Raw genomic sequence first — 22,749 nt, 5'->3', positions numbered from 1 at the left:
GCCGGGCACCTGCGGCCGATCCTTCAAGACCGGCCGGTCTCACCTGAAAGCGTTGTTATACGTGCAGCAGCAGGAATTTGCGTTCCCACGGGCTGATGACGCGGAAGTATTCGGAGAATTCCTTCTCCTTCATACCCAGATACATCTTCACGAAATGCGGGCCCATGACTTCCGGAATATCCGGGCAGGCAGCCAGGCGCTTGAGCGACTCTTCCGCACCATGCGGGAACTGGAAAGGCAGCTCATAGGCGTCGGTGGACATCGGTTCGCGCGGCTTGATCTTGTTGACGATACCCAGGTAGCCGCAGGCCAGGGTGGCGGCCATGGCGATGTAGGGGTTCACGTCCACACCCGGTACGCGGTTTTCCACGCGGCGGGCGGCCGGGGAAGAATGCGGCACGCGCAGGCCGACGGTACGGTTGTCGTAGCCCCACTCCACATTGGTCGGCGCAGCGGTATACGGGCTGAGACGACGGAAGGAGTTCACGTACGGCGCAAAGAACGGCATCACTTCCGGAATGTAATGCTGCATGCCGCCAATGAAGTGGAAGAAGATGTCGGACGGGCTGCCGTCTTCATTGGTGAACACGTTCTTGCCGGTGTTCTTGTCGATCAGGCTCTGGTGCATGTGCATGGCCGAGCCCGGTTCGTTTTCCATCGGCTTGGCCATGAAAGTGGCGTACATATTGTGACGGAACGCCGCCTCGCGCACGGTGCGCTTGAACAGGAAGACCTGGTCGGCCAGATCCAGCGGATTGCCGTGCAGGAAGTTGATTTCCATCTGCGCGGTGCCGATTTCGTGAATCAGCGTGTCCACTTCCAGATTCTGCGCATGGCAGTAGTCGTAGATGTCTTCGAACAGCGGGTCGAATTCGTTGACCGCATCGATGGAGTAGGAGCGGCGACCGAATTCGGCGCGACCGGTACGGCCGATAGGCGCAGTCAGCGGGATATCCGGATCCGGGTTCGGCGACATCAGGTAGAACTCCATTTCCGGAGCCAGTACCGGTTCGAAGCCCAGTTCGTCAAACAGGCCCAGTACGCGCTTGAGCACGCTACGCGGTGCCACATCCACCAGCGAGCCATCGGCGCGGTAGCAGTCGTAGATCAGCTGGGCGGTGGGGTCCGCTGCCCAGGGCACGAAGCGCAGCGAGTTCGGATCGGGCGTCAGCACCATGTCCGGGTCAGTCAGGTCCAGCATGCTGTCGTCCGGGTAATCGCCGGTGACAGTCTGGATCAGTACCGCTTCCGGAAGACGCATTTCCGGGTCGGAGACGAATTTGTCCTTGGGGACGATCTTGCCGCGTGCCACGCCGGTCATGTCCGGTACGATGCACTCGACTTCCGTAATGCGATGTTCTCGCAGCCAATCATTGATTTGGTTCATGTTTTCCTCTACTTCCATTGTGGCCGGTGTACCGGCTCTGGATGACGTGCGACTCAGCCCTGACGGCTGGCACGACGCGCGCGGCAAGCGTCACCGAACGCATTGAAAATGGCCATGGACACCGGGTTTTCCCAGTACTTCCACTCAGGATGCCACTGCGCGCCGTAGGCAAAGCCCTTGGCATCCCTGACCCGGTATGCTTCCACCAGCCCGTCATCCGCCACGCCTTCCGCCACCAGGCGGTCGGCCAGACGTTTGATACCTTGCTGGTGCAGCGAGTTCACCCTGACTTCATCCTGCCCCAGCCAGCCTTTGAGCAGGCTGTCCGGTTGCAGGTGCAGGGCATGTGCCAGACCATACATCTCATCCAGATTCTGAGTATCCGGCTCGCGGTGATCGCCAAAGCCTTGTTCTTCCTGTACGTGCTGGAAGAGTTCACCGCCCAGTGCAACATTGATTTCCTGGAAACCGCGGCAAATACCCAGAAGCGGGATGCCTTCTTGCAGAAGAAGGTCGATGAGCGGCAGCGTGGTTGCATCACGCGCCGGATCATGAAGTGTTCCCTGGCGGCTGGCCTGGCCGCCATAACGATGAGGCTCGATATTGGACAGCGAGCCGGGCAGCAGCACGCCATCCACAAAATTGAGATATTCACGCAGCGGTGCCGCGCTGCCCAATGAAGGAATCAGCACCGGGATACCACCTACGCCGCCTGCGGCAGCTGCAATGTATTTCTCGCCAACCGCATGAAATGGCAGACCACTTACCATTTTCACATCACACGGAATGCCGATAATCGGTTGCTGCATAAGGACCTCGTTGACTCGATTGGAGAAACCGCACACGCGGTTTCCGACAGGTTGCCAGCGACTGCACACCACTGCCTGGTGCAGTCCGGTACCGCGCCGGTCCAGTGTGACTCAAGTCCGGCAAGGCCGGCCACAAGAAACTGAACAGAAGAAAGTACCCTTCATGCCGTCCAGCAAACCATGACGGACAGCATGAACGCTATCATCGCACAAACCAAGGTTTGATCAAATATACTGTTGCAGATGTTTAAAAAAATCCACAACACCCTTGATTCCTGAGGCTGATTCTGGCTATAAACTCCAAAACATGCAAAGAAATTTGATTTTGCAGCGCAACAACAGATGCAGGATACGATCAAAAATCATATGATGGAACGTCTAAAATTATTAACATAGATGGAAGCAGCCAGATGGATGTAGGAGCACGATTGAGAGTGGTCAGAGACCGGTTTGGTCTGTCACAACGCGAACTTGCCAAGCGGGCAGGCGTCACCAACGGCACGATCTCCCTGATCGAGCAGAATCGCGTCAGCCCGTCGATCAGCTCCTTGAAGAAGGTACTGGAAGGTCTGCCGATGACCCTGGCGGAATTTTTCACTTTTGATGTAGAGCCGCAACAGCCGCGCGTGTTCTATCAGGCAAAAGAACTTCCCAATCTGGGCAATGATCAAATCAGGCTGCTGCTGATCGGCACCGCACATGAACGGCGTGATATCGCCATTCTGAAAGAGCACTACGAACCGGGCGCCGACACTGGCCCCGACATGCTGATGCATGAGGGCCAGGAGGGTGGCGTCATCATTGCCGGTTCGATTGAAATCACGGTCAACAACGAAACCCGCATTCTGGGTCCGGGCGACTCTTACTATTTCGACAGCAAGCTGCCGCATCGCTTTCGCAACATCGGCAGCGAAATCTGTGAAATGGTCAGTGCCAGCTCGCCGCCCACATTCTGATTGACGGTAGCCAGCAACGAGCAACCGGAATCAACTTACATAAATATCAGGAGAAGACCCATGGCGCGTACCCATGCAGAGTGGAAACAGCTTGCTGCACAACTCAATATCGAAGGCCGGGCCTTCATCAACGGTGCTTATACCAGCGCCGCCGATGGCAAGACCTTCGATTGCGTCAATCCGGCCAATGGTCAGAAACTGGCCGACATCGCCTGCTGCGGCGAGGCTGAAGTGAACGCAGCCGTGACCGCTGCACGCGCCGCCTTTGATTCCGGCAAGTGGTCGGAGCTGGCCCCGCTGGCTCGCGGCAGCATTCTGAAACGCTTTGCCGCGCTGATCCGCCAGCATGGCGACGAGTTGGCCCTGCTGGAAACGCTGGACATGGGCAAGCCGATTGGCGACTCCACCACGGTGGATGTGCCGGGCGCGGCTTACTGTGTGGAATGGTTTGCCGAGGCCATCGACAAGATCGGTGGCGAAGTGGCTCCGGTCGACCCCAAGCTGGTGGGCCTGATCACCCGTGAAGCCATTGGCGTGGTGGCGGCCGTGGTGCCGTGGAACTTCCCCATCCTGATGGCGAGCTGGAAATTCGGCCCTGCCCTGGCGGCCGGCAATGCCGTCATCGTCAAGCCGTCGGAAAAATCCCCGCTGACCGCCATTCGCCTGGCACAACTGGCCAAGGATGCCGGCATCCCGGACGGTATTTTCCAGGTACTGCCCGGCGCGGGTGACGTCGGCAAGGCGCTGGCCCTGCACATGGATGTGGACTGCCTAGCTTTTACCGGCTCCACCGGCGTGGGCAAGCTGATTGCCGGCTATGCCGCGCAATCCAACCTCAAGCGCGTCTGGCTGGAGCTGGGTGGCAAGTCGCCCAATATCGTGCTGGAAGACTGCCCGGACATTGCCAAGGCCGCCCGTACCGCTGCCGGCGCCATTTTCTTCAATATGGGCGAAATGTGCACGGCCGGCTCGCGCGTGCTGGTACAACGCAGCGTGAAAGAGGCCTTCCTGGCCGAGTTCAAGAAGGCCGCCCAGGGCTGGTTCCCAGGCGATCCGCTGGACCCGGCCACCAGCATGGGTGCCATCGTTGACAAGATCCAGTACGACAAGGTGCTGTCCTATGTCGACAAGGGACTGAGCGAAGGCGCCGGCCTGATCTGCGGCGGCAAGGCTGCCCACACTGACAAGGGCCTGTTCATCGAACCGACCGCCTTTGATTGCCAGCGCCCGGACATGACCACCTGCCGCGAGGAAATCTTTGGGCCGGTGCTGTCGGTCATCACCTTCGACACACTGGACGAAGCCGTCAGCATCGCCAACGATACCGAATACGGCCTGGCCGCTGCGGTGTGGACCTCCAATGTCAGCACCGCCCATCAGGTATCACGCCGCCTACGCGCCGGCACCGTATGGGTAAACTGCTACGACGAAGGCGGCGACATGAACTTCCCCTTCGGCGGCTTCAAGCAGTCTGGCAATGGTCGCGACAAATCGCTGCACGCACTGGAAAAGTACAGCGAGCTGAAGAGCACGCTGATCAAGCTGTAAACACCCGCTGCAGCAAAAAAAAGGCGCTCCTGACCGAGCGCCTTTTTTGCTTTTCATCCGCTCAGCATCAGCCCTGGCTGCTCATCTCCAGCGCCAGTGCCTCGGCCACGCGAATCCCGTCCACCCCGGCCGACAGGATGCCGCCAGCGTAACCGGCACCTTCGCCGGCCGGATACAGGCCCTTCACATTCAGGCTTTGCAGGTCTTCACCACGGGTAATGCGCAGCGGCGAGCTGGTACGGGTTTCCACCCCGGTCAGCACGGCGTCGTGCATGTCGTAGCCACGGATTTTCTTGCCGAATTCCGGCAGCGCCTCGCGCATCGCCGCAATGGCAAAATCCGGCAACGCAGTGGCCAGGTCTGTCCAATGCACACCGGGCTGATAGGAAGGCTCGACCGAACCCACCGCCGTGGAGGCCCGCCCGGCCAGGAAGTCGCCTACCAGCTGTGCCGGTGCTTCGTAAGTGCTGCCCCCCAGCACATAGGCGTGGCTTTCCAGCGCCCGCTGGAAGGCGATGCCCGCCATGGCACCACCCGGATAGTCTTCCGGGTTGATGCTGACCACCAGGCCGGAGTTGGCATTGCGCTCGGCACGCGAGTACTGGCTCATGCCATTGGTCACCACGCGGCCCTCTTCCGAGGTGGCCGCCACCACCTGCCCGCCCGGGCACATGCAGAAGCTGTACACCGCACGGCCATTGCTGGCGTGATGCACCAGCTTGTAGTCAGCCGCCCCCAGAATGGGGTGACCGGCATACTTGCCCCAACGCGCCTTGTCGATCAAGGTTTGCGGGTGTTCGATACGGAAGCCCACCGAGAAGGGCTTGGCTTCCATAAACACACCGCGCTGATGCAGCATTTCGAAGGTGTCACGCGCACTATGGCCCAGCGCCAGAATCACGTGATCGGCCTCAATCTGGCTGCCATCAGCCAGCGTCAGGCCACGGACATGGCCATTGTCGATGTGCAGATCGGTCACGCGCTGCTGGAAGCGGATTTCGCCGCCCAGCGACTCGATTTCCGCCCGCATTTTTTCCACCATGCTGACCAGGCGGAAAGTGCCGATGTGCGGCTTGGCGATGAACAGGATTTCTTCCGGTGCGCCGGCCTTGACGAACTCGGTCAGCACCTTGCGACCCAGATGGCGCGGATCCTTGATCTGGCTGTACAGCTTGCCGTCAGAGAAAGTACCGGCACCGCCTTCACCAAACTGCACATTGGATTCCGGGTTCAGCACATTCTTGCGCCACAGACCCCAGGTATCCTTGGTGCGCTCGCGCACTTTCTTGCCGCGCTCCAGCACGATGGGCTTGAAGCCCATTTGTGCCAGCACCAGCGCCGCCAGCAGGCCACAGGGGCCAAAGCCCACCACCACTGGGCGCTTGGCCAGCGTGGTCGGTGCCTGGGTGACGAAGTGATAGCTGGTATCCGGCGTGGCCAACACATGGATATCGTCCTTGAAGCGGGCCAGCAACCTGGCTTCGCCTTCCACTTCCATGTCGATGATGTAGGCCAGGCTCATCACGCCACGGCGGGCATCATAGCTGCGTTTGAAAACGGTATAACTTTTCAGGTCGGCCGGCTTGATGCCCAGAAAGGCCACAATGGCAGCGGCCAGATCTTGTTCGCTGTGATCCAGCGGCAGTTTGAGTTCGGTAATGCGTAACATGCTGATTCCAATGCACAGGTTGCTGTCTATTCAACAAGGGCCGTATTGTAGGAGGGACGCCCTGCAAAAGCAAAACCGGCCCAGTGGGCCGGTCGTCATGGACATGCCGGACACGCTTAGTCGCGGAAGTTATTGAACTGCAGCGGCATGCCGTTTTCCTTGTCATCGGCAATTTCCTTGCGCATCAGCGCAATGCATTCCTGCAAGAGATCGCGCTTGGCACCGGACACGCGTACCGATTCACCCTGGATGCTGGCCTGCACCTTGAGCTTGGAATCCTTGATGATGCGGACAATTTTCTTGGCCATTTCGGTTTCCAGGCCTTCTTTTACCGTCAGCACCTTCTTCACCTTGTTGCCGCTGACCTTTTCCAGCTTGCCGTATTCCATGCAGCGCACATCCACACTGCGCTTGGACAGCTTGTTCACCAGAATGTCGTTGACCTGGTCCAGCTGGAATTCGGCATCGGCGTACAGGATGACTTCCTTGTCGGTCTGCTCGATTCGGGAGTCGCTACCCTTGAAATCGTAGCGGGTGGACACTTCCTTGTTGGCCTGCTCGATGGCGTTGCGCACTTCTACTTTATTGACTTCGGAAACAATATCAAAAGACGGCATGGGACTAGTCCTGTAAGGCAGATAAGGCTGAATGGCGCAATTTTAGTGGCTGCGCGCGCCCTTGTCACTCGTCAGCCCGGCGGCTGCCCTCGCCCAGCCGGGCGCGCATGGCTTCCACTTCCTGCAGGCGGTCGCTGATGGCCGCCCATTGCCGGGTATTGAGCGCAGCGATGACGGCATCCACCAGCAGCATCAGCGGGGTATTGGTATCCCAGCCGGACGGGCCGGCAGTATGTGCGGCCAGGGTAAAGCGCGCCACACGCGATACCGGCGACAGCCACTGATCGGTAAACAGCAAGACACTGACCTTGCGCTGCGCCGCCATCTCGGCAATGTGCAAGGCACCATCCCAATAACGGCGGATGTCGAAGATCACCAGCACATCGTGCTTGCCCATGTCGACCAGCGAGTCGGCCCAGCTGGATGGCACACCGCGCAGATGCACCACGTCGGCCCGCACCACTTTCAGGTGGTGACACAGATAAGCCGCCAACGGGTCAGTCAGCCGGCCGCCCAGCAGCCAGATGCGGTTCTTGCGCTCGCCCAGCACATCCACCACGCCATCAAACTCCACCCGCGGCAGATGGGCCACCGTCTCCTGCATCAGCTGGGTGATGCGCGCCGCATAGCTGACCAGAAAATCGCTATCACCCTGCAGCTGGGCCGGGTCGTGGCGCACCAGCGGCGACTGCAAGCGGATTTCCAGTTCGTCGCGCAAGGCAGTCTGAAAGGCCGTGTAGCTGTCGAAGCCCAGCTTGCTGATCAGGCGCAACACGGTCGGGCCGCTGACATCTGCCCGCAGCGCCAGTTGGGCGATGGTTTCCAGCCCGGCCACCGGGTAATTCGCCAGCAGCACCCGCCCGACCTTGCGCTCGGTCGGGGTCAGGGTTTCAAACAGCACGCGCAGTTCTTCCGCGATGGACCGGCTATTACTCACAGGCTTCTCCACAATCAGGCACTGGCTGACAAGTGCCTGTTATCAATGGCCGGCAACAAGGCGCAGCCGGCATTCATTCGGCAATGATAGCAGTCTGCGGTGGCAAACCGGCATTGTGGCATTGCTTCCACATTGCACAGCACAATCTAATTTTTATTACATTTTTATCTTGATTGCAGATTTTCTAACGAACAATACTAGCCGCAACAGGAAAAGAAATAACCCTGCCACCCACCCAACACCAGCGCAAGGAGCAATCATGGATGCTCGGCATGTAAAGACAATGGCAGATTTGAAGACCCTGATCGAAGAACGCCAGCTACGGCAGATCAAGGTTGGCCTGGTTGATATTGATGGCGTGATGTGCGGCAAATACATGTCGCGCGACAAATTCCTGTCCTCGCTGGAGGGCGGCTTCGGTTTCTGTGACGTGGTATTCGGCTGGGACGTGGGCGACAAGCTGTACGACAACACCCTGCTGACCGGCTGGGGCCGTGGCTATGGCGATGCGCAGATCCGGCTGCTTCCCGAATCCTGTCGCGAGCTGCCGCTCGAGGACAATATGATCTTCGTGCAGGGCGAGGTAGTCGGCCGGCTGGAAGGGCTGTGCCCGCGCGGCGTGCTGCGCCGGGTGGTGGAGCGCGCCCGCGCCATGGGCTTCGAGCCGATGGCCGGCTTCGAATACGAATTCCTGGTCACCGACGAAAGCAATGCCGCGCTGCAAGACAAGCTGTACCAGAACCCCAAGCCGCTGGGCAGCGGTGCTTTTGGTTACTCGGTATTGCGCAACTCGGTGAATACCGACTTCTACCGTGGCCTGCTTGATCTGTGCGAGCAGATGAACATGCCGGTAGAAGGCTTTCACGAAGAAACCGGCCCCGGCGCACTGGAAGCCGCACTGACGGTGGACAAGGCCATGATCGCTGCCGACAACGCGGTCTGCTTCAAGACCTTTTCCAAGGTGCTGGCGGAAAAACAGGGCCGCATGATCTGCTATATGGCCAAGTGGCATCAGGACTACTCCGGCCAGGGCGGGCACATCCATATCTCGCTGAAGAACCGCGACGGCCACAGCGCCTTCCATCAGGCCGGCCACGAACACAATATCAGCGACACCATGCGCCATTTCATTGGCGGCATTCAAAAACTGATGCCGCAATTCATGAGCATGGCCGCCCCCACCGTCAACAGTTTCCGCCGACTGGTACCAGGCTACTGGGCCCCTACCAGCGCCCTGTGGGGGGTGGACAACCGTACCGTGGCCATTCGCGCCATTCCGGGCAGCAGCAAGTCGCAACGGGTGGAATACCGCCTGCCGGGTGCCGATACCAACCCCTATCTGGCACTGGCCAGCGGGCTGGCCGCCGGGCTGTACGGCATAGAAAACAAGATTGAGCCGGAGGAGCCGGTAACGGCCAATGGCTATCTGCTGGAAGCCCCGGCCCATCTGCAGCTGCACCGCACCCTGTGGGATGCTGCCCAGGCCCTGCGCGCTTCCGCCGCCGCCCGCGACTGGTTCGGTGATGATTTTGTCGACCACTTTGCGGCCACCCGCGAGTGGGAAGAACGCGAGTTCCAGCGCCATGTCACCGACTGGGAATTGAAACGCTACTTCGAGATCATCTAAATGAGCACATCCTATTCCGTCATCTCCCCCGTCGATGGTGCCGTCCTGCTGGAGCGCCCCTATGCCAGCGCCAGCCAGACCCAGGCGGTTCTCGATGCGGCCAGCGCCGCACAGCGTGGCTGGCGACACACCCCGCTGGCCGAACGCAAGGCATTGATCGGCAAAGCGGTAGACTGGCTGGTGGCGCACAAGGACGCCTGTGCCGAAGCCATTACCCGCCAGATTGGCCGCCCCATCAGTCAGTCGCCCGGCGAAGTGCGCGGCCTCGAGGAACGGGCGCGCCACATGCTGGCCATTGCCGAGGAAGGGCTGGCCGACATCCATCCCACTGCCAAGGAAGGCTTTCAGCGCTTTCTGCGCCACGAACCACTGGGCACGGTACTGGTGCTGGCACCGTGGAACTACCCCTTCCTCACCGCCATCAACACCATCGTGCCGGCGCTGGCTGCCGGCAATACCGTCATCCTCAAGCACTCCTCGCAAACCCCGCTGGTGACCGAACTGTTCCAGCAGGCCTTTGATGCAGCCGGTCTGCCTGCCGGGGTATTCCAGAGCCTGCAGCTGGACCATGTCGCCACTCTGCGACTGGTGGCCGCGCCGCAGATCGACTTTGTCGCCTTTACCGGCTCGGTGGCCGGTGGCCGTGCGGTACAACAAGCCGCCAGTGAGCGCTTTATCGGCGTGGGACTGGAACTGGGCGGCAAGGACCCGGCTTATGTGCGTGAAGATGCCGACCTGGCCAGCGCCATTGAAAACCTGGTGGACGGTGCATTTTTCAACTCCGGGCAATCCTGCTGCGGCATCGAACGCATCTACGTACATCGCAGCCACTATCAGGACTTTGTCGATGGATTTGTCGAACTGACCAGGGCTTACCGCTTTGGCAATCCGCTGGATACCAATACCAATCTCGGCCCCATGGTACGCGCCAGCGCCGCCGGCTTTGTGCGCAGCCAGATTGCCGATGCCGTGGCCGCCGGGGCGCGGGCGCTGATTCCGGCCGCTCACTTTGCCGCCGATGCGCCGGGCACTGCCTATCTGGCCCCGCAGGTGCTGGTGGATGTGCATCACGGCATGAGCGTGATGCGGGACGAGAGCTTTGGCCCGGTCATCGGCATCATGCCGGTGGATTCCGATGAGCAGGCCGTGGCCCTGATGAATGACAGCGCCTATGGCCTGACCGCCTCGCTGTGGACGCAGGACCGCGAGGCCGCCATCCGGCTGGGGAATGACATTGCCACCGGCACCGTGTTCATGAACCGCTGCGACTACCTGGACCCTGCCCTCGCCTGGACCGGGGTCAAGGACACCGGCCGCGGCATTTCGCTATCCGTGCTGGGTTATCAGCAGCTCACCCGTATCAAATCCTTCCATCTAAAGGGGTAAAGCATGCAACTGCAAGGTAACTGGAACTATCCGACCAGCATCCGCTTTGGCGCAGGCCGCGCCAGCGAGCTGCCCGCACTGTGCCAGCAACTGGGCATGCGCCGCCCGCTACTGGTCACCGACCCCGGCCTCGCCCGGCTACCGCTGGTGGCCAGATTGCTCGACTATCTGGCCTCAGCCGGCATGGAAGCACAGCTGTTCAGCGATATGCGCCCCAACCCGGTGGGCCGCGATGTCTACGCCGGCGTCAATGCCTACAAGGTGGGCAAGCACGATGGCGTGATTGCGGTAGGCGGCGGCAGCGCACTGGATGTGGGCAAGGCCATTGCGCTGATGGTGGGCCAGGACCGCCCGCTGTGGGATTTTGAAGACGTCGGCGACAACTGGCTGCGGGTGAATGTGGCCGGCGTGGCCCCCACCATCGCCGTGCCGACCACCTCCGGCACCGGTTCGGAAGTGGGCCGCGCCTCACTGATCATCGATGAAGAAGACCACCGCAAGGTCATCATCTTCCACCCTTCCATGCTGCCCAGACTGGTGCTGGCCGACCCGGAACTCACCGCCGGCCTGCCCCCGCACCTGACTGCCGCCACCGGCATCGACGCGCTGGTGCACAATCTGGAAGCCTATTGCTCGCCCTACTACCACCCGCTGGCGCAGGGCGTGGCGCTGGAAGGCATGAAACTGGTGCACGACTGGCTGCCCACCGCTTATGCCGATGGCAGCCATATCGAGGCCCGCTCACATATGCTGGCGGCCTCCATCATGGGCGCAACCGCCTTCCAGAAAGGCCTGGGCGGCGTGCATGCACTGGCGCATCCCATTGGTGCGGTGTTCGACACCCACCACGGCCTGGCCAATGCCATCCTGCTGCCCTATGTGCTGGTACGCAATCGTCCGGCCATCGCCGACAAGCTGGCCGCCGCTGCCCGCTATATCGGCTTGGCCGACAGCAGTTTTGATGGTTTCCTCGCCTGGATACTGCAGCTGCGCAGCGATCTGGGCATTCCGCACAGCCTGGGCCAGATCAACATCCCGGCAGAGCAGGCCAGTGAGATCGGCCGCATGGCCAAGGCCGACCCCAGCGACGGCGGCAATCCGCTGCCGCTGAGCGCCAGCGACTACAGCGCCATCTATCTGGCAGCCGTGCAAGGCCAACTGCCATGAAGCCCCCCCTCATCGGCCTGACCACCTACCCCGCTGGCCAGGGGTATGGCTATCACACTCCGGTGGACTACGTGCATGCCGTCTTGCGTGCCGGCGGTGCGCCGGTGCTGCTGCCGCCAGTGGGGGATGCTGCCATCGACAGCTGGCTGGATGCGCTGGACGGCGTGGTGCTGATTGGTGGCGGCGACATCGACCCGGAGCTGTTCGACCGTGGCACCCACCCCACCATCTACAACCTGAGCCCGGAGCGCGACCACACCGAAACCGCGCTGGCACGCTCCCTGCTTCAACGCAAACTGCCGACGCTGGCCATCTGCCGTGGCCTGCAGATTCTCAATACCGTACTGGGCGGGACACTGCACCTGCACTTGCCGGATGTGGTGGGTGAAACAGTGGAACACCGGGTAGCCCCGCGCGACCCCACCCTGCATCAGGTCAGGGTGGCTGCCGACTCCTGCCTGGCAGGCCTGCTGGGCAGCACCGAAGTGGCCACCAAGTCCTGGCACCACCAGGCCATCGACCAGCCGGGTCAGGGCGTGCACGCCGTGGCCTGGGCAGCCGATGGCGTGATCGAGGCCATCGAGGTGGAAGGGTTTCCGCAATTGATTGCCGTGCAGTGGCATCCGGAATTATCTGCACGGGAAGACAGCAGCCAGCAGGGGCTGTTTGATGAGTTGGTCCGCATGAGCAGCAAACGCAGTCACTCAGAGCGGCTGACAAAATAGCGTAGCGGCCCTGGGGAAAGGCGCGCCGCTGCAGACAGTACAAGTAGTACGGCAAGGCGGCGCAACGCAGCAGCAGGGGTTTTGTTAGCTGTTCCAAAGCCGACAGCACGAACGGCAAGCATTCCAGAGTATTCCCGGCACGAACGGGACGCAGAGCGCCACGCAGCAGACACGGGTAGAAGGCAAATGGGTATGGCTAGCCGACAGGCAAAGCCGGACGCAGGCCGCGCTTTTGCCCGCCGTCCGCTACTGGCGCAGCAAAGGGTGAAGTCTCAGCACAGTGCATTTCCATACAGTGTAGGTCAACACATGTAAGAGGATCATCATGAACCGAGATCAGCACGGCTCCGCACCGCAGGGTGAGGACGAGAAACTGTTACACAGCATGGGTTACGCTCAGGAACTATCCAGACGCATGAGCGGCTTTTCCAACTTCGCCATTTCCTTTTCCATCATCTGCATTCTGGCCGGTGGCATCACGGCCTTTCCGGCGGGCATCAGTGCCGGCGGCGGTGCCTCCATCGGCATAGGCTGGCCGGTGGGTGCGCTATTTGCCAGCATCGTGGCCGCTGCCATGGCACAGATCGCCTCGGCCTACCCCACTGCCGGCGGGCTCTATCACTGGTCGTCCATTCTGGGTGGCAAGGGATTGGGCTGGGTAACTGCCTGGATCAACCTGCTGGGGCTGATCTTCGTGGTGGCTTCGGTCAATTTCGGGGTTTACGATCCCTTCTTCAAAACCCTGATTGCACCACTGCTGGGCATTAATCCTGACCAGCTCACCTGGACAGAGCAAACGCTGTTTCTGGCAGGCATCACCTTGAGCCAGGCCTGGCTGAATCATCTGGGCATCAAGCTCACCACCCGGCTGACCGACATGTCCGGCTATCTGATCTTTGCCATCGCGCTGCTGCTGACCGTATCGCTGCTGGCTTATGCACCGGGTCCGCTCGATTTCTCGCGCCTGTTCACCTTTACCAACTTCAGCGGTGCCGACGGCGGCACCTGGCCCAAGACCGACAGCAGCCTGATGCTCTTCCTGTCCGGCCTGTTGCTGACCGTCTACACCCTTACCGGCTACGACGCCTCGGCGCATACCTCGGAAGAAACCCACCAGGCCGCGCACAATGTGCCCAAGGGCATCATTCGCTCGGTGCTGTGGTCTGCCCTGTTCGGCTACATCCTGATCTGCACCTTCGTGCTGGTCCTGCCCAATATGCAGGCTGGCGTCAAAGCTGGCATGGGCTTCTTCGACCTGCTGCTCAGCAGCCTGCCGCCGGTACTGAAGGCGGTATTGGGCATCGGCATCTTCCTGGTCAACTATCTGTGCGGCCTGGCCTGCCTGACCTCCACCTCGCGCATGATGTATGCCTTTGCCCGTGATGGCGGCCTGCCCTTCTCGCACCAGCTCAAACAGGTCCATGCCGTACACCGCACTCCGGGACTGGCCATCTGGGTCAGCGCCATCCTGGCCATTGTCGCCACCTTGTATGGCGATGCCTTTACTGTGCTGTCGGCTGGCTCCGCCGTATTTCTGTACATTTCCTACATCCTGCCCACCACGGCCGGTCTGTTTGCTGAAGGCAAAAGCTGGACCCACAAAGGCCCCTTCAGCCTGGGCGCTGCCTCCAAGCCGATTGCCGTGCTGGCCACCATCGGTGGTGCCATCCTGGCGTTTGTCGGGGTACAGCCACCCAATCAAAAGGTGCTCTATCTGATCATCGCCCTGCTGGTGGTCTTGCTGTTCTTCTGGTTTGTGCTGGGGGTACGCAAGCAATTCAAGGGGCCACCGGTCGGTGAACGTATCCAGAAACACCAGGCGCATATCCGTGAGATCGAGAATGCGCTGGACAAGACCGCCTGACCCTGATGTCAGCAAGAACAACGGCCATGTCCTGCATGGCCGTTTTCTTTGGGATGCGCTGCTGCGAAATCACCCGTCGGCGCCGAAGCAAGCGGCTTGCCCGCTGCCAGAAAATACTTAATGATGCTGTCTGGTTTACCTTGAGAACATCGCCATGATTGTGACCCCGGAACAACTGGCGGCCTTTACCGCCGCAGCCATGCTGATCACCCTTTCCCCCGGCCCGGATAATCTGATGGTACTGAGCCTGGGCATTGCCAAAGGGCGACGCCAGGGCATGGCCTTCGGCCTGGGCTGTGCGCTGGGCTGCCTGACGCATACCGTCTTGGCAGCCATCGGCGTCAGCGCACTGATCGCCGCCTCGCCTATGGCATTCGGCCTGCTGAAAACAGCCGGCGGCCTCTATCTGGTGTATCTGGGCTGGCAAGCCATTCGCAGCCATGGCAGCCATCTGCAGGCGGCCAATGGCGCGCCGGACCATACCCCACTGATGGCACACTTTCGCAAAGGCCTGCTGGCCAATGCCATCAACCCCAAGGTCGTGTTGTTTTTCCTGGCTTTCCTGCCACAGTTCGTCAGTCCGGCGCAGGGCCACAGTGGCTGGCAGACGGCCATTCTGGGGCTGATCTTTACCGCGCAGGCTGCACTGCTGTTTGGCAGCCTGGGTTATTTCGCCGGTGCCATCGGCAGTTGGCTTAACCGCACCCCCAAGGCCAGCCAGTGGCTGGACCGCATTGCCGGCAGCGTATTCATCGCGCTGGGCCTGCGGCTGATGCTGGCACCGTCGCGCTAGTCGACCGGCCATACTGCGCACCATGCAAAACGGGTTGGCCTTGGCCAACCCGTTTATGTATTTTCCAAGCTGCTTACTTCAGCACCAGAAATTCCACCAGCACGTTCTTGAAGATAAAGCCGAACACACCGAAACCCAGCACCAGGAACAGAATCGCCGTTCCCATCTTGCCGGCCTGCGATTTCTTGCCAAGGTCCCAGATGATGAAACCCATGAAAATGATCAGCCCTGACAGACACACGGCCATGGAAATATCGGTAAATTGATCTTCAGACACCCAGACATTCCTTCATTGTTGCGGCTGCTCAGTACAGCCGGCGCTTGAATCGGCGCCGCTGCCACCGGGCCATCCCGGACGAAGCCACTACGATACGCCGCATCCCTTGCCGGCTCAACTTTTACGCAGATGACAAGAGTGGGCCGCCAACGAAAAAGCCGCCCGCAGGCGGCTGTTTCAGCAGACGGACAATCAGCCGCGCTTGAGCTTGGCGTTGGCCGCAATCCGCATGCGCAAGGCATTCAGACGGATAAAGCCGGCTGCATCAGCGTGGTTGTAAGCGCCACCGTCTTCGTCGAAGGTGGCGATGTTCGGATCGAACAGCGAATCGGTCTTGGATTCGCGGCCCACCACGATAACATTACCCTTGTACAGCTTCAGGCGTACCCAGCCATTGACGGTAGCTTGCGAAGCATCAATCAGGCCTTGCAGCATCTGACGCTCCGGGCTCCACCAGTAACCGGTGTAAACCAGCTGGGCATACTTCGGCATCAGCTCATCCTTCAGGTGGGCCACTTCGCGGTCCAGCGTGATGGATTCGATGGCACGGTGCGCCTTCAGCATGATGGTACCGCCCGGGGTTTCGTAGCAGCCACGGGACTTCATGCCCACGTAACGGTTTTCCACGATGTCCAGACGGCCAATGCCATGCTTGCCGCCCAGGCGGTTCAGCTCGGTCAGTACCTGGGCCGGGGTCATGGCCACGCCATTGATGGCAGTGATATCACCCTTCTCGTAGCTCAGCTCGATGTATTCGGCCTGATCCGGTGCATTCTCCGGGCTGACAGTCCACAGCCACATATCTTCTTCCGGCTCCGCTGCCGGGTTTTCCAGCACGGTGCCTTCATAGGAGATGTGCAGCAGGTTGGCATCCATAGAGTACGGGCTGCCACCGTTTTTCTTCTTGCTGATGTCGATACCATGGGTTTCGGCATAAGCCAGCAGCTTTTCACGGGACAGCAGGTCCCACTCGCGCCACGGGGCAATCACCTTGACGTCCGGCTTCAGGGCGTAATAGCCCAGCTCGAAACGCACTTGGTCGTTACCCTTGCCAGTAGCACCGTGGGATACGGCGTCGCCACCTACAGCATTGGCGATTTCGATCTGGCGCTTGGCGATCAGCGGACGAGCGATGGAAGTACCCAGCAGGTATTCACCTTCGTAGATGGCGTTGGCGCGGAACATCGGATAGACATAATCGCGCACGAATTCTTCGCGCAGGTCTTCGATGAAGATGTTTTCCGGCTTGATGCCCAGGGAAACGGCCTTCTTGCGTGCCGGTTCCACTTCTTCACCCTGGCCGATGTCGGCGGTGAAGGTCACCACTTCACAGTGGTAAACGTCTTGCAGCCATTTGAGAATAACGGAGGTATCCAGGCCACCGGAGTAGGCCAGTACTACTTTTTTGATGTCAGACATGATGCGTTTTCTTTCCAGCGAATCTAGTGGGTTGTCCTGCCGGCTCAGTTGTACTGATGACCAAGCAGCAGATATTCGATCAGGGCTTTCTGGGCATGCATGCGGTTTTCCGCCTCGTCCCAGACCACGCTCTGTGGGCCGTCAATCACCTCGGCGGTCACTTCCTCGCCGCGATGGGCAGGCAGGCAATGCATGAACAGCGCATCCGGCTTGGCGTGCTTCATCAGCTCGGCATTCACCTGATAGCTGGCAAAAGCGTCCAGCCGTGCTGCGCTTTCGGCTTCGTAGCCCATGCTGGTGAACACGTCGGTGGTGACCAGATCGGCACCTTCCACCGCCTTGACGGCACTGTGGGTGGGCTCGAAATGCTCGGGACCGTAATGCTCGCCATCCAGCACGGTCAGCTCATAGCCTACCGGGGTGGCCACCTTCAGCTTGAAACCAAGAATCTTGGCCGCCTGCAACCAGGTGCGACAGACATTGTTGCCGTCACCAATCCAGGCCACGGTCTTGCCCTTGATCGAACCACGATGCTCGATGAAGGTGAAGATGTCGGCCAGAATCTGGCAGGGGTGATATTCATTGGTCAGGCCATTGATGACCGGCACCTTGGAATGCGTGGCCAGTCGCTCGACCAGCGATTGCTCGAAGGTACGAATCATGATGATGTCGCTCATGCGCGACAGCACACGGGCCGTGTCTTCGATGGGTTCGCCGCGCCCCAGCTGCGAGGTCTTGGTGTCCAGGAACATGGCATGACCACCCAGTTGGGCCATGCCCGCTTCAAAGGAGACCCGGGTACGGGTGGAATTCTTCTCGAAGATCATGGACATTACGCGGCCAACCAGCGGCTGATACAGCTCTTTTTCGCTGTGTCGTCGCTTCAGTACCTTGGCACGCTCGAAGATGTGGCGATATTCCTCGTGGTTCAGGTCGCTGAATTGCAGGTAATGTCCTACTGGCTTCATGGGTAAGATTTCCAAAAAAAAAGGCCATCGCGCATAGAACACGGTGTGTGTCTTCATGCGCAATGGCACATTACTACACGCTGGTCTCAAGTCAGTTAACTGGTGTCGCAATCCCGTAGCAAACGGATGCAAAATTTACATATTTGCGACAATTGTTATATTTATCGGAATTTGGCCGTTCTGACAAGCTCTCAGCTGAACAACAATCTGTCAGGCAAATGCGATAACTCCCTATCTTTCAGCACTCTGACATACATTTCCCCACCATCTTCCGCCAAACCATGCGTTTCTATGGACTTTTGTGTCTTTTGCAGACGCGCCAGGTATGACAGGATACTGTCGTCAATCACCTGCCCTGGCACCAAAACCGGGATGCCAGGTGGATAAGGCACAATCTGGTCGCAGCACACCCGGCCATTCAGTTCGGCATTGGGGCGGCCATCATCATCCAGCAAGGGCAGGCGTTCGCCCGCTTCATAAAAGGCATCACGTGGCAGGCAGGCCAGCCGTGAAAAACGCGGAATTTCCGGCATGCGACCCAGCGCACGCGGCGGCCGCTTCTCCTTGGCCAGTCGCAACAGCGCATCGTACAGCCGCGAGACCTTGCTGCGCGTCGTACCCATGGTCAACAGCAAGGTAATGGTGCTGAAAGTCGACTTCTCCACCTGGATGTTGTAGCGCTCGAACAGCGCGTGCTGCAACTCGTCAGTGGTAAACCCGGACTGGGTAATGTCCACCGTCAGCTTGGTCGGATCCAGCCGAATGCCGTCCTCACGAATGTCCTCCGGCAGCAGGTCTTCCAGCTCCAGCACGCGGAATGCGCCAGTGGAGTTGATCTTGTCGCGCAACTCCTCCGCCAGCTTCAAGGTACGGTCGAGCAAGCGATAACCTTCGGTCACCGCCTGCTTGCGCGCGACATCCAGGCTGGCAATCAGGTTGTACTGCGGACTGGTGGAGGTGTGCATATTGAAGTTTTCCCGGAACAGATGCTCGTCAAAGCCGGGATCATTCACGTGAATCATGCTGGCCTGGGAGAAGGCAGACAGAATCTTGTGCGTGCTTTGCGTGACATAGTCGGCACCGGACTCCAGCGCCGTCGGGCGGAAAGCCGGATGGAAACGGGCAAAGCCATACCAAGCCTCGTCCACGATCACCTTGATACCCTTCTCGTGCGCGGCCTCGATGATGGGCACCAGGTCATAGCGCAGACCATCATAGGTGCAGGAGGTCAGAATCAGCACCCGCGCATCCGGATTGGCCTCGATGGCGGCAAAAATGGTGGCTTTGGGCACCGGTCCAAAAATGCCGTACTGACGATTGATGGAGGAATCCAGATACACCGGCAAGGCACCAGACAGAATCACCCCGTGGTGTACCGATTTGTGACAATTGCGATCCAGCAGCAATTTGTCGCCCGGGGCCAGCAGGGTCTGGAAAATCACCTTATTGGAGGTAGAGGTGCCATTGGTGGCGAAATAGGTCTTGCGTGCACCAAAGGCCTTGGCCGCCAGTTTTTGTGATTCGGCAATCACCCCGGTGGGATGCAGCAGGGAGTCCAGCATGGGCACCGAAACCGACAAATCCGCCCGCAGCATGTTCTCGCCGACAAAATCATAAAAATCCCCTACCCACGGGCTGCCCTTGAGCGAATCACCACCGGCATGGCCCGGCGTATGCCAGGAATCCTTGGCCATGCGCACATACTGTTTGAGCTTGTCATAGAAAGGCGTGGCCGATTTTTCTGCCAGCTCGGCCGTCAGGATGCGAAACCAGCCGTTGTAATCGGTCTCGTCACGGTAAAAATAACCATCCACCGCATGACTGGCCAGGCTCTCCACCAGCACTCTTTCATCGTCATCCACCAGCAATACATAGAGCGACAGCTCGGGGCGGAAGTCGCTGATCTGGTTGGCCAGCTGTACCGCCGCCTGACTGATGCCCTTTTCCTGCAACTGCTTGTCAACCAGCACAGCCTGAATGTCGCCATCGCGGCGGATGACATCCATGGCCTCCTTCAGGCGCGCCGCGCCGATAAAGGTCAAACCGTAGGGATTCTCCAGACGCACGGCCACGGCTCCCAGCCCGGCCAGCACATCGGCCTGCCACTTTGCATCATCGCTTACCACCAGAACGCGGCTAACGGGTGTCATGAACTGATTTCTCCTGTGTGTAGAACGCTGCGTACTTTATTGTCTGTCTGTCCATGCGTACGCAATGCAGAGTCGGCATTTTCCAATCAGTCACTATCCGTTTCCCCGGATTTAAGGTGACTTTGCCGAGCACTCTGGCTGAATTGTTTTTTGGCTATCGTATCCACAAGCTGACCGAGCCGTCATTTTGCATAGCAGCATTTGCGCACAGACGAAAATCCGCGACGCTTTAGCACGAATCGGGTGCCCGGCTTGCGGTACAATCGCGCCATGCTGAACGATGCTGAAAAAGACGCCATCCGCGATCACTACCGCACCCTTGCCGACAATCTGCCCGGCTTTCGCCCGCGCGCGGCCCAACGCCGCATGCTGGCGGAAATCGCCAATGCCTTGTCACGCAGTCTGGATAAACAGGGGGATGCCTACCCTAATCGTGAAGGCGAAAGCATCGCCGTGATCGAAGGCCCCACCGGGGTCGGCAAGAGTCTGGCCTACCTGTTGGCCGGCGGGGTGATGGCGCGCTCGCGCGGCAAAAAACTGGTGGTCACCAGCGCCACCGTCGCCCTGCAGGAACAACTGGTCAACCGCGACCTGCCCTTCGTGGTGGAAAACAGCGGCCTGCCGCTGACCTTCGCCCTGGCCAAGGGCCGTGGCCGTTATCTGTGTCCGCAGCGCATTTATGCCCTGACCGCAGAAAACGCCCAGGGCCAGTTGCTGTCCCCCGATCCCATGCTGACGCTGTGGGACCGCAAACCGCAGGCCGGCGAGATTGAAGCCCTGCGTGCCATGGCGGATGAGTTCTATTACCGCCGCTGGAATGGCGACCGTGACACCTGGCAGGAAATCATCGACGACGGCCTGTGGGCACGTGTCACCAATGACCGCCACGGCTGCCTGAAAGCGGCCTGCCCCAACCGTCCGGAATGTCCGTTTTATCTGGCACGCGACACGCTGGAAACCGTCGACGTCATCGTGGCCAACCACGACCTGATGCTGGCTGATGTCTCCATGGGCGGCGGCGTCATCCTGCCGGCACCGGAAGATAGCTACTACTGCATCGACGAGGCACATCATCTGGCCAAGAAAGCCATCAACCAGTTCTCCGCCGAGCATTCGCTGGCGCAGGCGATTGGCTGGCTGGACAAGGTGGCTCCCATTGCCGCACGGGTGGAAACCCTGACCGGAAAATCGGAGATTGCCACCCAGGCCATGGATGCCGCCACCGCATGCGTGGAAACATTGGGCGAATGGCTATGGCTGCTGGGCGGTGAACAAGCCCTGGCTGCCAACAGCGAAAACATGGAGCCCACCTGGCTACTCGAAGACGGCCAGTTGCCAGAAAACCTGCAAACACCAGCCAGTAATATGGCGATTGCCGCCCGCGCCATCTTCAAGCACCTGTCGGCGCTCAACGATGCCCTTACCGAAGCACGCAAGGAAAAAGGCAGCGATACCACGCAGATCGACAAGGCAGCGGCTGATCTGGGCTTTCTGACCGGCCGTGCAGAACAAGTCATGGCCGTGTGGGACCTGTTTGAAAAACAGACCGAAGAATCCGCCCCGCCAATTGCTAAATGGATTACCCGTCGCCTGGAGGGCAAGGGCGACTATATTTTCTCCGCCTCCCCCGTCAGTGCGGCTGCCAGTCTGGCCGCCACCTTGTGGCGCCGCGCCGCCGGTGCGGTGCTGACCTCGGCAACCCTGCGCTCGCTCGGTGCTTTTGATTTGCTGCTGTCGCAAACCGGCCTGAAGTGGCTGCCACAAGTCAGCTGTGTGGCACTGGATTCGCCATTCAACTTCACCGAACAAGGTGAACTGTACCTGCCACCCATGCTGGCCAGTCCGAAAGACCCGCAAGGCCACACCCGCGAAATCGTCGAGTGGCTGCCCAAGCTGGTGGATACCGGCGAGCCGGTCGGCACACTGGTATTGTTCTCCTCGCGCAAGCAAATGCAGGAAGTGGCCAGCCAATTGCCCGATGCACTGCGTGCACAATTGCTGATCCAGGGCGAGATTCCCAAAAGCGTGCTGCTGGAAACCCATCACAGCAGGCTGAAACAAGGTCAGGCTAGCGTGATATTTGGCTTGGACTCCTTCTCGGAAGGTCTGGACCTGCCGGGAGAGAGCTGCGTGCACGTCATCATTGCCAAGCTGCCCTTCGCCATGCCGGACGATCCGGTGGGCAAGACCCTGTCGCGCTGGATTGAAAAACGCGGAGGCAACCCATTTGTGGAGCTGACCGTGCCGGAGGCCTCAATCAAGCTGATTCAGGCGGTGGGCCGACTGATCCGCACCGAGCGCGACTATGGCCGCGTCACCATTCTGGACAACCGCCTGCTGAAACAAAGTTACGGAAAAAAACTACTTGCCTCGCTACCGCCATTCAAGCGCATTTGATTTTCGGGTAAAATTGCGGGTAAACCCGCTATTGCCCTGCATCAAAGACAGTC

General features: G+C 59.8%; 18 protein-coding genes. 9 read left to right on the top strand and 9 right to left on the bottom strand.

Translation table 11 applies throughout. The annotated features are described in order from the left end of the window. Nucleotides 1–55: 55 nt before the first annotated feature. Together FAZ30_RS13660 and FAZ30_RS13655 are read right to left on the bottom strand one after the other, a co-directional pair. Nucleotides 56–1,387, bottom strand: a complete 1,332-nt coding sequence (locus tag FAZ30_RS13660; RefSeq protein WP_103523626.1) for a glutamine synthetase family protein — start codon at nucleotides 1,385–1,387, stop codon at nucleotides 56–58. 53 nt (nucleotides 1,388–1,440) lie between these two features. Beyond that, a complete protein-coding gene (locus FAZ30_RS13655; RefSeq protein WP_124643385.1) occupies nucleotides 1,441–2,196 on the bottom strand; it encodes a gamma-glutamyl-gamma-aminobutyrate hydrolase family protein in 756 nt (251 codons plus the stop codon). Between the two features lie 428 nt (nucleotides 2,197–2,624). On the opposite strand from FAZ30_RS13655, the gene FAZ30_RS13650 reads away from it, so the two are divergent. Together FAZ30_RS13650 and FAZ30_RS13645 are read left to right on the top strand one after the other, a co-directional pair. Continuing rightward, nucleotides 2,625–3,152 (top strand): cupin domain-containing protein, encoded by a 528-nt coding sequence (locus FAZ30_RS13650; protein ID WP_255424577.1) that lies wholly within the window; start codon nucleotides 2,625–2,627, stop codon nucleotides 3,150–3,152. Between the two features lie 60 nt (nucleotides 3,153–3,212). Then, on the top strand, nucleotides 3,213–4,700 hold the full coding sequence (locus FAZ30_RS13645; protein ID WP_124643381.1) for an aldehyde dehydrogenase: 1,488 nt from the start codon (nucleotides 3,213–3,215) through the stop codon (nucleotides 4,698–4,700). A gap of 67 nt (nucleotides 4,701–4,767) precedes the next feature. On the opposite strand, the gene FAZ30_RS13640 is transcribed toward FAZ30_RS13645, so the two are convergent. The 3 genes from FAZ30_RS13640 to FAZ30_RS13630 form a co-directional block, all read right to left on the bottom strand. Then, a complete protein-coding gene (locus FAZ30_RS13640) occupies nucleotides 4,768–6,369 on the bottom strand; it encodes an NAD(P)/FAD-dependent oxidoreductase (RefSeq protein ID WP_137009622.1) in 1,602 nt (533 codons plus the stop codon). A gap of 116 nt (nucleotides 6,370–6,485) precedes the next feature. Next, nucleotides 6,486–6,986, bottom strand: a complete 501-nt coding sequence (locus FAZ30_RS13635) for a YajQ family cyclic di-GMP-binding protein (protein WP_124643376.1) — start codon at nucleotides 6,984–6,986, stop codon at nucleotides 6,486–6,488. A 64-nt stretch (nucleotides 6,987–7,050) separates the two neighbouring features. After that, nucleotides 7,051–7,923 carry a MurR/RpiR family transcriptional regulator gene (locus FAZ30_RS13630; RefSeq protein WP_137009621.1) on the bottom strand — a complete coding sequence of 291 codons (873 nt, stop codon included), beginning with the start codon at nucleotides 7,921–7,923 and terminating at the stop codon, nucleotides 7,051–7,053. Between the two features lie 283 nt (nucleotides 7,924–8,206). Here FAZ30_RS13630 and FAZ30_RS13625 point away from each other — a divergent pair, with 283 nt between their 5' ends. The 6 genes from FAZ30_RS13625 (at nucleotide 8,207) to FAZ30_RS13600 (ending at nucleotide 15,485) form a co-directional block, all read left to right on the top strand. Next, the gene (locus FAZ30_RS13625; RefSeq protein WP_233578410.1) at nucleotides 8,207–9,550 is read left to right on the top strand and encodes a glutamine synthetase family protein; all 1,344 of its coding nucleotides are present in this window, start codon (nucleotides 8,207–8,209) and stop codon (nucleotides 9,548–9,550) included. Continuing rightward, nucleotides 9,551–10,936: an aldehyde dehydrogenase family protein gene (locus FAZ30_RS13620; protein WP_137009620.1), complete on the top strand. Its 1,386-nt coding sequence runs from the start codon at nucleotides 9,551–9,553 to the stop codon at nucleotides 10,934–10,936. It begins immediately after the preceding gene. A 3-nt stretch (nucleotides 10,937–10,939) separates the two neighbouring features. After that, complete coding sequence (locus tag FAZ30_RS13615) at nucleotides 10,940–12,103, top strand: iron-containing alcohol dehydrogenase (protein WP_124643368.1); 1,164 nt, start codon at nucleotides 10,940–10,942, stop codon at nucleotides 12,101–12,103. Continuing rightward, a complete protein-coding gene (locus FAZ30_RS13610; RefSeq protein WP_124643365.1) occupies nucleotides 12,100–12,828 on the top strand; it encodes a gamma-glutamyl-gamma-aminobutyrate hydrolase family protein in 729 nt (242 codons plus the stop codon). Before FAZ30_RS13615 ends, FAZ30_RS13610 begins: the two co-directional genes overlap by 4 nt. Before the next feature lie 325 nt (nucleotides 12,829–13,153). Further along, nucleotides 13,154–14,692 (top strand): amino acid permease, encoded by a 1,539-nt coding sequence (locus FAZ30_RS13605; RefSeq protein ID WP_124643363.1) that lies wholly within the window; start codon nucleotides 13,154–13,156, stop codon nucleotides 14,690–14,692. 154 nt (nucleotides 14,693–14,846) lie between these two features. Next, nucleotides 14,847–15,485 (top strand): LysE family translocator, encoded by a 639-nt coding sequence (locus tag FAZ30_RS13600; protein ID WP_124643361.1) that lies wholly within the window; start codon nucleotides 14,847–14,849, stop codon nucleotides 15,483–15,485. 73 nt (nucleotides 15,486–15,558) lie between these two features. Here FAZ30_RS13600 and FAZ30_RS13595 read toward each other — a convergent pair whose 3' ends face one another. From FAZ30_RS13595 to FAZ30_RS13580, 4 genes are all read right to left on the bottom strand, one after another. Then, nucleotides 15,559–15,732: a DUF2788 domain-containing protein gene (locus FAZ30_RS13595; RefSeq protein ID WP_181836620.1), complete on the bottom strand. Its 174-nt coding sequence runs from the start codon at nucleotides 15,730–15,732 to the stop codon at nucleotides 15,559–15,561. Nucleotides 15,733–15,954: 222 nt separating this feature from the next. Further along, a complete protein-coding gene (locus FAZ30_RS13590; protein ID WP_103523639.1) occupies nucleotides 15,955–17,181 on the bottom strand; it encodes an argininosuccinate synthase in 1,227 nt (408 codons plus the stop codon). A gap of 44 nt (nucleotides 17,182–17,225) precedes the next feature. Then, nucleotides 17,226–18,149, bottom strand: coding sequence for an ornithine carbamoyltransferase (gene argF, locus FAZ30_RS13585; protein ID WP_124643359.1), 924 nt, complete (start codon nucleotides 18,147–18,149; stop codon nucleotides 17,226–17,228). A gap of 191 nt (nucleotides 18,150–18,340) precedes the next feature. Then, entirely contained in the window at nucleotides 18,341–20,299 is a 1,959-nt protein-coding gene (locus FAZ30_RS13580; RefSeq protein ID WP_124643357.1) for an aminotransferase class I/II-fold pyridoxal phosphate-dependent enzyme, read from the bottom strand. A gap of 270 nt (nucleotides 20,300–20,569) precedes the next feature. Here FAZ30_RS13580 and dinG point away from each other — a divergent pair, with 270 nt between their 5' ends. After that, nucleotides 20,570–22,696 (top strand): ATP-dependent DNA helicase DinG, encoded by a 2,127-nt coding sequence (gene dinG, locus FAZ30_RS13575; RefSeq protein ID WP_124643355.1) that lies wholly within the window; start codon nucleotides 20,570–20,572, stop codon nucleotides 22,694–22,696. Nucleotides 22,697–22,749 lie beyond the last annotated feature (53 nt).

The sequence above is a fragment of the Aquitalea aquatilis genome, from assembly GCF_005155025.1.
GTDB lineage: Bacteria > Pseudomonadota > Gammaproteobacteria > Burkholderiales > Chromobacteriaceae > Aquitalea > Aquitalea aquatilis.
Note: the sequence above shows the minus strand (reverse complement) of the source record. Positions and strands in the feature narration are given on the sequence as shown.